Source organism: Actinomycetospora atypica (assembly GCF_042653685.1).
Taxonomy (GTDB): Bacteria; Actinomycetota; Actinomycetes; order Mycobacteriales; family Pseudonocardiaceae; genus Actinomycetospora; species Actinomycetospora atypica.
Map to the genome: position 1 here is coordinate 92,324 of NZ_JBHSIV010000001.1, position 13,684 is coordinate 106,007.

The 13,684-nt window shown below is 74.4% G+C and carries 13 protein-coding genes; 10 read left to right on the forward strand and 3 right to left on the reverse strand.

Annotation, left to right across the window (positions count from 1 at the left end):
* Nucleotides 1-35: 35 nt before the first annotated feature.
* The 6 genes from ACFPBZ_RS00505 to ACFPBZ_RS00530 all read left to right on the forward strand — a co-directional run bounded on the left by ACFPBZ_RS00505 (nucleotide 36) and on the right by ACFPBZ_RS00530 (nucleotide 6,088).
* The gene (locus tag ACFPBZ_RS00505; protein WP_378034029.1) at nucleotides 36-539 is read left to right on the forward strand and encodes a MarR family winged helix-turn-helix transcriptional regulator; all 504 of its coding nucleotides are present in this window, start codon (nucleotides 36-38) and stop codon (nucleotides 537-539) included.
* A gap of 65 nt (nucleotides 540-604) precedes the next feature.
* Complete coding sequence (locus ACFPBZ_RS00510; RefSeq protein WP_378034030.1) at nucleotides 605-2,116, forward strand: acyl-CoA synthetase; 1,512 nt, start codon at nucleotides 605-607, stop codon at nucleotides 2,114-2,116.
* A 14-nt stretch (nucleotides 2,117-2,130) separates the two neighbouring features.
* Nucleotides 2,131-3,279 carry an acyl-CoA dehydrogenase family protein gene (locus ACFPBZ_RS00515; RefSeq protein WP_378034246.1) on the forward strand — a complete coding sequence of 383 codons (1,149 nt, stop codon included), beginning with the start codon at nucleotides 2,131-2,133 and terminating at the stop codon, nucleotides 3,277-3,279.
* Nucleotides 3,280-3,499: 220 nt separating this feature from the next.
* Nucleotides 3,500-4,261: a hypothetical protein gene (locus ACFPBZ_RS00520; RefSeq protein ID WP_378034031.1), complete on the forward strand. Its 762-nt coding sequence runs from the start codon at nucleotides 3,500-3,502 to the stop codon at nucleotides 4,259-4,261.
* A gap of 52 nt (nucleotides 4,262-4,313) precedes the next feature.
* A complete protein-coding gene (locus ACFPBZ_RS00525; RefSeq protein ID WP_378034032.1) occupies nucleotides 4,314-5,612 on the forward strand; it encodes an O-acetylhomoserine aminocarboxypropyltransferase/cysteine synthase family protein in 1,299 nt (432 codons plus the stop codon).
* Nucleotides 5,612-6,088 (forward strand): CoA-binding protein, encoded by a 477-nt coding sequence (locus tag ACFPBZ_RS00530; protein ID WP_378034033.1) that lies wholly within the window; start codon nucleotides 5,612-5,614, stop codon nucleotides 6,086-6,088. The genes ACFPBZ_RS00525 and ACFPBZ_RS00530 overlap by 1 nt, the downstream gene beginning before the upstream one ends.
* Before the next feature lie 9 nt (nucleotides 6,089-6,097).
* Here the strand turns inward: ACFPBZ_RS00530 and ACFPBZ_RS00535 are convergent, their stop codons facing one another.
* Nucleotides 6,098-6,514 carry a hypothetical protein gene (locus ACFPBZ_RS00535; protein WP_378034034.1) on the reverse strand — a complete coding sequence of 139 codons (417 nt, stop codon included), beginning with the start codon at nucleotides 6,512-6,514 and terminating at the stop codon, nucleotides 6,098-6,100.
* 70 nt (nucleotides 6,515-6,584) lie between these two features.
* Here ACFPBZ_RS00535 and ACFPBZ_RS00540 point away from each other — a divergent pair, with 70 nt between their 5' ends.
* Nucleotides 6,585-7,079 (forward strand): GNAT family N-acetyltransferase, encoded by a 495-nt coding sequence (locus ACFPBZ_RS00540; protein WP_378034035.1) that lies wholly within the window; start codon nucleotides 6,585-6,587, stop codon nucleotides 7,077-7,079.
* 79 nt (nucleotides 7,080-7,158) lie between these two features.
* On the forward strand, nucleotides 7,159-11,160 hold the full coding sequence (gene hrpA, locus ACFPBZ_RS00545) for an ATP-dependent RNA helicase HrpA (RefSeq protein ID WP_378034036.1): 4,002 nt from the start codon (nucleotides 7,159-7,161) through the stop codon (nucleotides 11,158-11,160).
* Here hrpA and ACFPBZ_RS00550 read toward each other — a convergent pair.
* Nucleotides 11,157-11,468 carry a DUF3040 domain-containing protein gene (locus tag ACFPBZ_RS00550; protein ID WP_378034037.1) on the reverse strand — a complete coding sequence of 104 codons (312 nt, stop codon included), beginning with the start codon at nucleotides 11,466-11,468 and terminating at the stop codon, nucleotides 11,157-11,159. The genes hrpA and ACFPBZ_RS00550 overlap by 4 nt on opposite strands.
* Before the next feature lie 79 nt (nucleotides 11,469-11,547).
* On the reverse strand, nucleotides 11,548-12,015 hold the full coding sequence (locus ACFPBZ_RS00555) for a YybH family protein (protein ID WP_378034038.1): 468 nt from the start codon (nucleotides 12,013-12,015) through the stop codon (nucleotides 11,548-11,550).
* A gap of 91 nt (nucleotides 12,016-12,106) precedes the next feature.
* Here ACFPBZ_RS00555 and ACFPBZ_RS00560 point away from each other — a divergent pair, with 91 nt between their 5' ends.
* Together ACFPBZ_RS00560 and ACFPBZ_RS00565 are read left to right on the forward strand one after the other, a co-directional pair.
* The gene (locus ACFPBZ_RS00560; RefSeq protein WP_378034247.1) at nucleotides 12,107-12,469 is read left to right on the forward strand and encodes a YciI family protein; all 363 of its coding nucleotides are present in this window, start codon (nucleotides 12,107-12,109) and stop codon (nucleotides 12,467-12,469) included.
* A complete protein-coding gene (locus tag ACFPBZ_RS00565) occupies nucleotides 12,457-13,680 on the forward strand; it encodes an RNA polymerase sigma factor (protein ID WP_378034039.1) in 1,224 nt (407 codons plus the stop codon). Before ACFPBZ_RS00560 ends, ACFPBZ_RS00565 begins: the two co-directional genes overlap by 13 nt.
* Nucleotides 13,681-13,684 lie beyond the last annotated feature (4 nt).

Genomic DNA, 13,684 nt, shown 5'->3' on the forward strand with positions numbered 1-13,684 from the left:
CGATGCTTCGAACTCGAAGCAAGTAGACTCGGGCGGTGCCCGACCCGCCGCACTCCGTCGACCCGGTCCAGCTCGGCGCCTACTTCGCCCTGGTCGAGGTGTCCGGACTGCTGCGCCACGCGATCGAGCAGCAGCTCCACGACGACGGCGGCCTGACCTTCGTCCGGTTCCAGGTCCTCATGCGGCTCGCGCAGTCGCCGACCGGCAGCCACCGCATGACCGACCTGGCCGACGCGATCGTCCACAGCCGCAGCGGGCTGACCTACCAGGCGGGCCTGCTCGAGAAGGCGGGCCTCGTCGCCCGGACCCCCTCCCCCGACGACGAGCGCGGCGTCACCGTCACGATCACCGACGCCGGGCGGGCGCTGATCGCGGAGGTGCTGCCGGGCCACGAGGAGGTCGTCGGGCGGATGCTGTTCGACCCGCTCTCCCGGGAGGACTCCCGGACCCTGATCGGCCTCCTCGAGCCGGTGCGCGACCACATGCGCGCGCTGCCCCCGCGGTCCGCCGTGTCGAGGCGCCGGTCGCGCCGCCCCTGAGCCCCTGGTGACCGCCCGCCCGGCCGGGCAGAGTGTCGAGATCACGCGAGGGCGGGAGAGCCGGAGTGGACGAGGGCATCGGGGCCTGGGTGGCCCGCCGGGCGGAGCGGTCCCCCGAGAAGGTGGCCCTGATCGACGGCCCGAGCGGGGCCCGGACCTCCTACGCCGAGCTCGACCGGCGGGTCGGGTCGCGGGCGCACGACCTCGCGGGGCGGGGGGTCGGGCCGGGCGACCGGGTGGCGCTGCTCGGGGAGAACTCGACGGCGTACCTGGAGTGGCTCTTCGCGGTCGCCCGGCTCGGCGCGATCGCGGTGCCGGTCAACATGCGGCTCGCGCCCGCCGAGGTGGTCCACGTCCTGGCCGACTCCGGGGCGCGCCTGCTGGTGCACTCCGCGGCGTTCGCCGGGCTCGCCGCCGCCGCGCTCGCCGAGCACCCCGGGGTGGACACGGTGGACCTCGGCGCCGAGCCGGGCACGGACCCTCGTCGGGAACGGGAGCCCGAGGCCGGCCGCGGCGGCGAGCCCTGCGTGATCATGTACACCTCGGGCACCACCGGACGGCCGAAGGGCGCGGTGCTCACCCACGACAACATGCTCTGGAACGCGGTGAACATGCTCTCCGCGGGGCCGGGCATCGCGTCGAGCGACGTGACGATCGCGGCGGCACCGCTGTTCCACATCGGGGCGCTCGGGCTCTCGGCGCTGCCGCTGCTCTACGCGGGCGGGACGGTCGTCGTGGTGCCGTCCTTCGACCCCGCGGGCTTCCTCGACCTCATGGCCGCCCACGCCGTGACCACCCAGTTCCTCGTGCCCGCGATGTGGGCGGCGCTGACCCGGGTGCCCGATCTCGACGAGCGCTCCCTCCCCGCCCTGCGCTGGGCGATCTCCGGCGGCGCGCCGTGCCCGCTGACGGTGATCGAGCGGTTCCTCGCGCTGGGCTGGACGTTCACCGAGGGCTTCGGGATGACCGAGCTCTCCCCCGCGGCCCTGTTCCTCGACACCACCGACGTCGTCGCGCACGCCGGCTCGGTGGGGCGCCCGTTCATGCACGTCGACGCCCGACTGGTCGACGAGGCGGGCACCGAGGTGGGCGTCGGCGAGGTCGGGGAGCTGGTGCTGCGCGGCCCGACGGTGTTCGCCGGCTACTGGGGCCGCCCCGACGAGACCGCCGAGGCCCTGCGCGAGGGCTGGTTCCGCTCCGGTGACCTCGGGACCCGCGACGACCAGGGCTTCGTCACGCTCGTCGACCGCAGGAAGGACATGATCATCACAGGAGGGGAGAACGTGTACCCGGTGGAGGTCGAGCAGGTGCTGCACCGGCACCCGGGCGTGGCCGACGTGGCCGTGGTCGGGGTCGGCGACCCGCAGTGGGGCGAGACGGTGCTCGCCGTCGTCGTGCCCGAGGGCGACGTCGACCCCGCGGAGCTCATCACGTTCGCCCGCGAGCGGATCGCCCACTTCAAGGCGCCCCGCCGCGTCGAGCTGGTGACCGAGCTGCCCCGCAACGCCACCGGCAAGCTGCTCAAGCGCGTGCTGCGCGAGCAGTTCGCCGGGTCGGCCGCGGCGGTGTCGCGATGACGGCGGTGGCGGACGTGACGAGCCCGTGGCGGACCGAGGAGCGCCGGGAGCTGCGGGCGATGGTCCGCCGCTTCACCGAGCGGGAGATCGTGCCGCACCTCGAGACCTGGGAGGACGCCGGCGAGCTGCCGCGCTCGCTGCACCGCACCGCCGGGTCGCTCGGCCTCCTCGCCCTGGGCTTCCCCGAGGCGGTCGGCGGCGACGGCGACCACACCGACACGGCGCTCGTCGCCGAGGAGCTGATCCTCGCCGGCGGCTCGAGCGGGGTGTGCGCGGGCCTGTTCACCCACGGCATCGCCGCCCCGCACATCGCCCTGCACGGCTCCCCCGACCTCGTCGACCGCTTCGTGCGGCCCACGCTGCGCGGCGAGCTGATCGGCTCGCTCGGGATCACCGAGCCCGGCACCGGGTCCGACGTCGCCGCGATCACCACCCGCGCGGTCCGCGACGGCGAGGACTACGTGGTGACCGGCGCCAAGACGTTCATCACCTCGGGCACCCGCGCCGACTACGTGACCACGGCGGTGCGCACCGGCGGGCCGGGGCACCGCGGGGTGTCGCTGCTCGTCGTCGAGACCGACCGGCCCGGGGTCTCGCGGACACGCCTGCGGAAGATGGGCTGGCACTGCTCGGACACCGCGACGATCTCGTTCGACGAGGTCCGGGTGCCGGCGTCGCACCTGGTCGGGGCCGAGGGCAGCGGGTTCCGGCAGATCATGGAGCGCTTCGGCTCCGAGCGGCTCTCGCTCGCCGTGCAGGCCTACGCGACCGCGCAGCGCTGCGTCGACCTGACGATCGCCTGGGCGAAGCAGCGCGAGACCTTCGGCGCACCGCTGTCGTCACGACAGGTGGTCCGGCACCGGATCGCCCGCATGGCCCGGGTGACCACCGTCGCCCGCACCTACGTCCGCGACGTCCTCGCGCGCTGGGAGGCGGGCGACGCCTCGGGCGACCTCGTCGCCGAGCTCGCGATGGCCAAGAACACCGCGGTCGAGGCCTGCGACTGGGTGGTCGACCAGGCCGTCCAGCTGCACGGCGGGGCGGGCTACCTGCACGGGATCGAGGTGGAGCGCCACTACCGCGACGCCCGCATCCTCGGGATCGGCGGCGGGACGAACGAGATCATGGACGAGGTCGTCGCGTCCCGGCTGGGGCTGGACTGACGGCCTTCCCGACGATCGTCCGGGGCCGGTCCGGATCGGGACGATGACGCCCGAATGGTCCGGACGCCGTGGGAGTGGGTACGCCGTCGGCATGAGCGAGCCGAAGGACGACACCGTCCGCAGCATGATCGAGCAGGCCCACGAGGAGATCGTCGACGAAGCGGGCACCACGGACGAGAAGGGCACCCGGGAACCCGTCGCGTGACGTAGCTTACGCCGTGTGAACGCACCGTTCGGACCAGGCGAGCCGCAGCAGGGCTACGGGCAGCAGCCCCAGTACGGGCAGCAGCAGCCCGGCTACGGCCAACAGCAGCAGTACGGACAGCAGCAGTACGGGCAGCAGCAGCCCCAGTACGGGCAGCAGCCGGGTTACGGGCAGCAGCCGGGTTACGGCCAGCAGCCGGGCTACGGCCAGCAGCCCCCGCAGTACGGGCAGCAGCCCGCGCCCCAGCAGGACGGGCCCGGGTACGGCGCCCCGCAGTCGAATTGGGGCGGTGCGGCCCCGACCGAGCCGTCGTCGGTACGCACCGCCTTCTTCTGCTGGATCGGCGCCCTCGCCCTCTACCTCCTCGGGCAGATCCTCGGCGTCGTCTTCCCCCCGAGCCCCGAGGACTACGCCGCCTACTTCGAGAGCCTCGGTCTGCCCGCCGACCCCCAGCTCCTCGCCACGGTCGAGTCGACCTCCGGCGTCGCCTCGATCGTCGGCCTCGTCGTCAGCGTCCTCGTGATCGCGCTGTTCGCCTGGTTCGGCCTCAAGATGCGCGCCGGGGCGAACTGGGCCCGGATCACCACCGCGATCCTCGCGGTCCTCGGCATCCTCGGTGCCCTCGGGACCGGGGTCGCGTCCCTGGTCAGTGCCCTCCCGGTCGCGGGCGGGGGCTTCGCCGCCGTGCTGCAGGTGCTGGCCGGCCTCGCCCTGATCGCCTATCTGGTGTTCCTGTTCCAGAAGCCGTCGAACGCGTACTTCGCCGCGCGGCGGTGACGCCCACCCGGTCGCACTGACTCCCCGGGTCCCGGCGTGTAGAACGGCGGACGTGGAGAAGGCTGACCGTCCCTGGGGTTTCGCGACCCGCGCCGTGCACGCCGGCGCCGTGCCCGACGACGCCGTGGGGGCCCGGGCCGTGCCGATCTACCAGTCGACGAGCTTCGTCTTCACCGACACCGCCGACGCCGCCAACCTCTTCGCCCTGCAGAAGTACGGCAACATCTACAGCCGCATCGCCAACCCCACCGTCGCCGCCTTCGAGGAGCGGGTCGCGAGCCTCGAGGGGGCGATCGGTGCGGTGGCCACCGCGTCGGGCCAGGCCGCGGAGTTCCTGACCTTCGCGTGCCTGGCCGGGGCGGGCGACCACGTGGTCAGCGCCGCCAGCCTCTACGGCGGCACCGTCACCCAGCTCGACGTCACGCTGCGGCGCTTCGGCGTCGAGACCACCTTCGTGTCGGGCGACGACCCCGAGGACTTCCGGGCGGCGATCACCGAGAAGACCCGGTTCGTGTTCGCGGAGCTCGTCACCAACCCCTCCGGGGAGGTCACCGACGTCGCCGCGCTCGCCGAGGTGGCGCACTCCGCGGGCCTCCCGCTGATCATCGACGCGACGACGGCCACGCCCTACCTGTGCCGCCCGATGGAGCACGGCGCCGACATCGTCATCCACTCGGCGACGAAGTTCCTCGGCGGTCACGGCACCACCCTCGGCGGCGTCATCTGCGAGTCGGGCCGGTTCGACTGGGGCAACGGCCACTTCCCGCAGATGACCGAGCCGATCCCCTCCTACGGCGGACTGACCTGGTGGGGGAACTTCCAGGAGTACGGGTTCCTGACGAAGCTGCGGTCCGAGCAGCTGCGCGACATCGGCGCCTCGCTCTCCCCGCACTCGGCGTTCCTGCTGCTCCAGGGCGTGGAGACGCTCCCGCAGCGGATGGCCGCGCACGTCGCGAACGCCCGCCGGGTGGCCGAGTGGCTCGACGCCGACGACCGCGTCGAGTGGGTGCGCTACGCCGGGCTGCCCGACCACCCGCACTTCGAGCGCGCGAAGCACTACCTGCCCGAGGGCCCCGGCGCGGTGTTCGCGTTCGGGGTCCGGGGCGGTCGCGACGCCGGGCGCCGCTTCATCGAGTCGGTGCAGCTGTGCTCCCACCTCGCCAACATCGGCGACGCCCGCACGCTCGTGCTGCACCCGGCCTCGACCACCCACCAGCAGCTCTCCGAGGACCAGCTCCGCGAGGGCGGGGTGCGGCCCGACCTGATCCGCATCAGCGTCGGCATCGAGGACGTCGACGACATCCTCTGGGACCTCGACCAGGCCCTCACCGCCGCGACGAAGGACCTCTGATGAGCACCTGGACCGGGCCCACCGCACTGCAGCGCCAGGACCTCCTGCGCTCGACGAGGACCGTCGCGGTGGTCGGCGCCTCGCCCAACCCGGCCCGCGCGTCGAACTTCGTCGCCACCTACCTGCTCTCGAGCACCGGCTTCGACGTCTACTTCGTCAACCCGCACGCCGAGGAGATCCTCGGCCGGCCGGTCTACCCGTCACTGGCCGAGGTGCCCGTGGCGATCGACCTCGTCGACGTCTTCCGCAAGCCGGCGGACCTGCCGTCGGTGCTCGACGCGACGATCGAGGCCGGCGCGAAGACGTTCTGGACGCAGTTCGGCCTCTACGACGAGGACCTGGCCCGCCGGGGCGAGGAGGCCGGGCTGACCGTGGTGATGGACCGCTGCCTCAAGGTGGAGCACGCCCGGTTCGCGGGCGGGCTCCACCTCGCCGGCTTCAACACCGGGGTCATCAGCGCCCGGCGTCGCGGCTAGACGGGTCGCTCAGCGACCGCGGGCGACCGGCAGGAACGCGGCGACCGCGACGGCCACCGCACCGATCGTCAGGATCGAGGCGCCGGGGACGTGGATCCACATCGTCGAGCTCATGCCGAAGTAGGCCTGGACGAACGACAGGACGAACACGACGAGGGCGGTGACGGCGGGCCACAGGGCCGCGCCGCGGAGCTTCCACAGCGCGAACGCGGCGATCGTCGTGATCCCGGCGACGACGTGCAGGACGATCGCGCCGGTGGCGTGCGGGGCCTCCCACGACTCGTCGCCGGCCGGCCCGATGAACTCTCCCGCCGTCACGAACTGCCACAGCAGGGTGACCACCGTCAGCACGGCGAAGACGCGGAACGTCGTGAGGATCGGGTCGGACGTGCGCTGCGCGGGCACGGTTCCGGTGGTGTGGGCCATGGTGGTCCTTCCGAGGTGGTGGAGACGCCGGGCTACCCGGCGACGGCGCCGGAACACTTGAAAGGACAATATGTCGGACGAGGTCCTCGCGCGCTGTGAGGTGGCTGGGCGTTCGCTGAAGGTTCGTCGGGCGGTCTCCGGGGACGTCCCCGCACTGGCCGCCCTGTTCGGGGCCGACCCGGTGTCGGCCGCGCGCGGTGACGGAACCGAGGGCGACCTCGCGGACTACGAGCGGGCCTTCGCCGCGGTCGACGCCGACCCGCACCAGCTCCTCGTCGTCGTGACGGAGGCCGCCGGCATCGTCGGGACCCTGCAGATCTCCCTGCTGCCCGGGCTCGGCCGGCGGGGGATGCTGCGGGGACAGCTCGAGGCGGTGCACGTCGACGGGTCGTGGCGGGGCCGCGGGCTCGGGGCCTGGCTGGTGGGGTGGGCCGTCGAGGAGTGCCGCCGGCGCGGGTGCGGGCTGGTGCAGCTGACGAGTGCCGTGGAGCGCGGGGACGCGCACCGGTTCTACGAGCGGCTCGGCTTCACGGCCTCGCACGTCGGCTTCAAGGTGATCCTGTGAACGCCACCGGGGAACCCACTCGCGCGACGGGGGACAATGGGAGGTCGACCCCCACCACACGCTCGACCCCGGGACCGGAGTGACCACAGCGACCATCGACCTGCCCGAGCTGCAGCGCCGCGTGCGCGCCCTCGGCGACGCCGACTCCCACCGGCTCGCCCGGCGGGTCGACGGTGCCCGCAGGATTCCCGACGAGGACAAGCGCGCGGGCACCCTCGAGAAGATCGCCGCCGACGTCGGGCGGGCCGAGCAGCGCCTCGAGCGCCGGCAGGCGTCGGTGCCGACCGTCTCCTACCCGGAGCAGCTGCCGATCTCGGCGCGGGTCGACGACATCAAGGCCGCCCTCGAGTCCCACCAGGTGGTGGTCGTGGCCGGGGAGACCGGCTCGGGCAAGACGACCCAGCTGCCCAAGATCGCCCTCGAGCTCGGCCGGGGCGTCCGCGGCACGATCGGCCACACGCAGCCGCGGCGGATCGCCGCGCGCACGGTGGCCGAGCGGGTGTCCGAGGAGCTGGGCACGCAGGACTCCGACGTCGTCGGCTACCAGGTGCGCTTCACCAGCCGCGCCAGCGAGAACACGCTGGTCAAGTTGATGACCGACGGCATCCTGCTGGCCGAGATCCAGCAGGACCGGCTGCTGCGCCGCTACGACACGCTCATCATCGACGAGGCCCACGAGCGCAGCCTCAACATCGACTTCCTGCTCGGCTACCTCGCCCAGCTGCTGCCCCGCCGGCCCGATCTCAAGGTCGTCATCACCTCGGCGACGATCGACCCCGAGCGGTTCTCGAAGCACTTCGGCGACGCGCCGATCATCGAGGTCTCCGGGCGCACGTTCCCCGTCGAGGTCCGCTACCGGCCGCTGACCGACGAGGAGGGCCAGGGCGTCGACCAGCTCGACGGCATCGTCGAGGCGGTCGAGGAGCTGCGCCGCGAGGGCCCGGGCGGCGACGTGCTGGTCTTCCTCGCCGGCGAACGCGAGATCCGGGACACGGCGGACGCGCTCAACGCCCTGCCCGACCGGCCCACCGACCCGCTCGACGTCCTCCCGCTCTACGCGCGATTGTCGAGCGCGGAGCAGCACCGGGTGTTCGAGCCCGGTGCGTCGAACCGGCGGCGGATCGTGCTGGCGACGAACGTCGCCGAGACCTCGCTGACGGTGCCGGGCATCCGCTACGTCGTCGACCCCGGCTACGCGCGCATCTCCCGGTACAGCCAGCGCACGAAGGTGCAGCGGCTGCCGATCGAGAAGATCTCCCAGGCGTCCGCCACCCAGCGGGCAGGCCGGTGCGGCCGCGTCGCGGACGGCATCTGCATCCGGCTCTACCCCGAGGACGACTTCGACGCCCGCCCCGAGTTCACCGACCCCGAGATCCAGCGGACCAACCTCGCGTCGGTGATCCTGCAGATGGCCGGGGCGAAGCTCGGGCCGGTCGAGGAGTTCCCGTTCGTCGACCCGCCCGAGACCCGCGCGGTCCGCGACGGCGTCCGGCTGCTCACCGAGCTCGGCGCGATCGTCGACGAGGACGCGACCCGGCTGACCGACATCGGTCGCAACCTCGCGCGGCTGCCGGTCGACCCCCGCATCGCGCGGATGATCCTGGCCGCCGACCAGCTGGGCTGCGTGCACGAGGTCACGGTGATCGCGGCGGGCCTCTCGGCCCAGGACCCGCGCGAGCGCCCGACCGAGAAGACCGCCGAGGCCGACGCCGCCCACGCCCGGTTCAGCGACCCGCGCTCGGACTTCCTGTCCTGGCTGCGCCTCTGGGAGCACGTGCGCACCCAGCGCCAGGAGCTCTCCGGGAGCCGGTTCCGCAAGCAGTGCGCGGCCGAGTACCTCAACTTCCTGCGCATCCGCGAGTGGCAGGACCTCGCCGCGCAGCTGCGCCAGCTCACCGACGAGCTGGGCCTCACCCGCAACGAGCCCGGGCGGGAGATCACCAAGGACGTCGCCGACCGGGTGCACCAGGCGCTGCTCACCGGGCTCCTGTCCCAGCTCGGGATCGCTCCCGAGCCCGCGAAGCCCAAGCAGGGCGCCCCGAAGCCCAAGCGCCGTCCGATCGTCGAGTTCGAGGGCTCGCGCGGCGCCCGGTTCGCGATCTGGCCGGGCTCGAACCTCGCGAAGCGGCCGCCGTCGTTCGTCATGGCCGCCGAGCTCGTCGAGACCTCGCGGCTCTGGGCGCGGACCGTCGCGGGCATCGACCCGGCCTGGGCCGAGGCGGCGGCCGGCGACCTCGTCACCCGCACCTACTCCGAGCCGCGCTGGTCGAAGCGCCGCGGCAGCGCGGTCGCCACCGAGCGGGTCTCGCTGTTCGGGGTGCCGCTGGCGATGGACCGCTCCGTCGAGTTCGGGCGCATCGACCCCGAGCTCTCCCGCGAGCTGTTCCTGCGCCACGCGCTGGTGGAGGGCGACTGGACCACCCGCCACGCGTTCGTCGCGCGGAACCGAACCGAGATCGAGCGGGTCGCCGAGCTGGAGCGCCGCGCCCGCCGCGAGCTGCTCGTCGACGAGGAGACGATCTACCGGTTCTACGACGAGCGCGTGCCCGCCTCGGTCGTCTCGGTGCGGCACTTCGACCGCTGGTGGCAGAAGGAGCAGCGGCGCACCCCGACGCTGCTCGACCTCGACCCGGCGACCCTGCTCGCCCACGAGGCGCCCGACGAGCGCGCGTTCCCCGACCAGTGGCAGGCCGGCGGGCTCACGCTGCCGCTCTCCTACGCCTTCGAGCCGGGCGCCGACACCGACGGCGTGACGGTCACGGTGCCGCTCGCGGTCCTCGGGCAGGTCCGCGCCGAGGACCTGGCCTGGCAGGTGCCGGGCCTGCGCGAGGAGATGCTGACCTCGCTGGTCCGCTCGCTGCCCAAGCTGCTGCGCCGCTCGCTGGTCCCGGCACCCGACACCGCCCGGGCCCTGCTCGCCCGCCTCGCCGCCGACGGGCGACCTGCCGAGGGCGAGCCGCTGCTCCGCGCCGTCTCCGACGCCGTCCGCCGCCTCTCCGGGCTCGACGTGCCGGTCGACGCCTGGAACGTCGCCGGCCTGCCCTCGCACCTGCGGCTGACCTTCCGGGTGACCGACGACGACGGCCGGACGATCGGCGAGGGCGGCGACCTCGACGCCCTGCGCCGACGCTACGCCCGGGAGACCCGGGCCGCGGTCGCGAAGGTCGCCGACGGACTGGAGCGACGGGGCCTGACCTCGTTCGCCGAGGTGGGCGAGCTGCCGCGCACCCGCGAGCAGTCCCGCGCCGGCGGCACCGTGACGGCCCACCTGGCGCTGGTCGACGAGGGCGGCACCGTCGGGGTGGGCGTCTTCGACTGCCCGCTCGAGGCCCGCGACGCGATGCGCGGCGGGACCCGGCGCCTGCTGCTGCGCTCGGTCTCCTCCCCGGCGCGCTCGCTCACCCGCTCCCTCGACAACCGCGCGGTGCTCCAGCTCAAGAGCGCGATGTCCGAGTCGGACTACCGCGACGTCAACGACCTCGCCGACGACTGCGTGATGGCCGCGATCGACGGCCTCGTCGTCGCCCTCAAGGGCCCGGCCTGGACCCCGGCGGCTTTCGACAAGCTCCGCGGCGACGTCGCCGCCCGCCTGCCCGCGGGGGCCGCGGAGGTGCTGACCCGCGCGGAGGCGGTCCTCGCCGAGGCGGGCGCCGTCCGTCTCGCCCTGCAGCAGCTCGCCGGCCGGCCCGGCAGCGGACTGCTCGACGCGGCGCTCGACGACGTCCGGGCCCAGCTCACGGCGCTCGTCGGCGGGCGCTTCGTCTCCCGGCACGGGGTCACGCGCCTGCCCGACGTGGCCCGGTGGCTGCGGGCGGCGGCGAAGCGGCTGGAGAAGCTCCCGACGGCGCCCCGCCGCGACGCCGAGGTGATGGCGGAGATCCACGCGGTCGAGGCCGACTACCGGCAGCGCCGCCAGGTCGCGGCCGGGGAGCCCCGCACGTTCGACCGGGACGGCTGGGACGCGGTCGCGGCGATGCTCCAGGAGCTGCGGGTCAGCCGGTTCGCCCAGGAGGTCGGCACCTCGGGGGCGATCTCGGAGCAGCGGATCGCGAAGGCCCTCAAGACGCTCCGGGAGGCCTAGATCCCGTCGGGGTCGACGCGGCCCTGGCGTATCGACCAGACCACCAGCGCGGTGGGGACGACGACGAGCAGCGCCACGGCCGCGATCGCGAGCAGCCACGCCAGGGTCAGCACGAGCGGTGCGGCCACCACGGCGACGAGCGCGAGGACGAGCAGCACCGGCCCGCGGCGGCGGGACCGGGGCGCGACCCCGGCCGCCAGCGCCGTCGCGAACCGCGCGTCGACGCGGTGCTCGTGCGCGGCGATGGCGGCCAGGAGCGCCTGCTCCTCGCGGGTCAGCGGGGTGGGATCGGGCGGGATGGACGGCATGGGCGGGCTCCGGACGACGACGGTGTCTTCCGTCTCCCAGCCTGCTCCTCACCCGCCCGCCGCACGAGTCCTGGATCGCTCAGGGTTCGAGCCCGGTCGCGGCGAGGAACGAGCCGTCCATGTGGAAGGGGACCGACTCGTGCTGGTGGACGATCAGCCAGCGGTCCGCGGTCCGGCGCAGCCCGTAGGTCGACCGGAACCAGAGCGTGAACTCCCCGCCCTGCTGCGCCTGGGCGGTCATCGAGGTGAGGGTGTGCACGAGGGCCAGGTCGCCGTCGACGTGCACCACCGGGTCGCGGTGGGCGAGGCGCGGCGGCGCGGTGAACGTGGCGAGCCACTGCCGCATCCCCTCGACGTCCGTGTCGCGGGAGCCGGTGCCCGCGATCAGCGGCGGGGCGAGGTTGTAGACGACCGCATCGGGGGCGAGGACGGCGAACGCCCGCTCGGCGTCGCCGGCGGCGATCGCGGCGTGGTGCTCCCCCAGCACGTCCAGGACGGCAGCGGGGTCGGGGTCGGGTCGGGTGTCGGTGGTCCGCATCGTGGTCATGCCCCGGTGTCGAGACCGGGGGGTGCCGCCTCGACAGTCCGGCGAAGACAATCCGCGGACGCACCCGAGGGAGACCGTCGTCGTGAAGTTCATGATCCTGCTGCACTCGAACCCCCACTTCGCGCAGCGCTGGGAGGCGCTGACCCCCGAGCAGCGGGCGGCGTTCGGGGTCGACCACCTGGCGCTGAGCCGGGAACTGACCGGGTCGGGCGAGCTCGTCGTGTCCGAGGGGCTGGCCGATCCCGGGCTCGCCCGCTGGGTCTCCACCGCTGACGGCTCCCCGGTGGTGGCCGACGGCCCGTTCGCGGAGATGAAGGAGCACCTCGCGGGCTTCTACCTCGTCGACGTCGAGGACGCGGCGCGGGCCGAGGAGATCGCCGCCCGGGTGCCCGACGCGGTGTGGGGCCTCGTCGAGGTCCGCCCGGTGCTCGACACGAGCGGGTGGGACATCTGAGCCGGCCCGTCGTCGAGGCCCTGCGCGACGCGGCCCCGACGGCGCTGGGGGTGCTCACCCGGCGCCACCAGGACTTCGGGGCCTGCGAGGACGCGGTGCAGGAGGCCCTGCTCGCCGCGGCGACCACGTGGGAGGCCGACGGGCTGCCCGCCAACCCCACCGGCTGGCTCGTCACCGCGGCGACCCGCCGGCTCGTCGAGCACTACCGCCGCGACACCGCGCGGCGGCGCCGGGAGCAGGACGATGCCCGCCGGGAGCCCCCGCCGGCCGAGCCCGTCCCCGGCGACGACACCCTCGCGCTGCTGCTCCTGTGCTGCCACCCGGCCCTGCGCGTCCCGAGCCAGGTGGCGCTCACCCTGCGCGCCGTCGGGGGCCTGACGACCGCCGAGATCGCGCGGGGCCTGCTGCTCCCGGAGCCCACCGTGGCGCAGCGGATCAGCCGGGCGAAGGCGAAGCTCACCGAGGTCGGGCGCCGGTTCGCCACCCCGCACGACGACGAGCTCCGCGAGCGGCTCCCGGCCGTCCTCGCCGTGCTGTCGCTGGTGTTCACCGAGGGCCACACCGCGAGCGCGGGCGACGCGCTGCACCGCGGCGAGCTGGCCGACGAGGCCGTGCGGCTCACGCGGGCCCTGCTCGGCGCGCTCGACGGGGCTCCCGAGGCCGGGGAGGCGGCGGGCCTGCTCGCCCTGATGCTGCTCACCGACGCCCGGCGCCCGGCGCGGGTGGGCCCCGACGGCGGCCTCGTCCCGCTGGCCGAGCAGGACCGGACGCGCTGGGACGCCTCGATGATCGCGGAGGGCACGGCGCTGGTGACCGGCGTCCTGCGCGACGGGGTCCCGGGGCCCTACGCGGTCCAGGCCGCCATCGCCGCCGTGCACGCCGAGGCCGGGCGGCCCGAGGACACCGACTGGGCGCAGATCCTCGCGCTCTACGACGCCCTGGTCGCGCTGTGGCCCGACCCGATGGCCCGGCTCGGGCGGGCCGTGGCCGTCGGCGAGGTGCACGGGCCGGACGCGGCCCTGGCCGAGCTCGACGCCCTCGACGAGCCGGCACTGCGCTCCCACCACCGGCTCCCCGCGGTGCGGGCCCACCTCGCGGAGGCCGCCGGGCGGGCCGCGGAGGCGGCGGAGCTGTATCGGGACGCGGCGCGGCGCACGCTCTCCGCGCCCGAGCGGGCCTACCTGCTCGACCGCGCCTCCCGGGTCGGGTGACGCG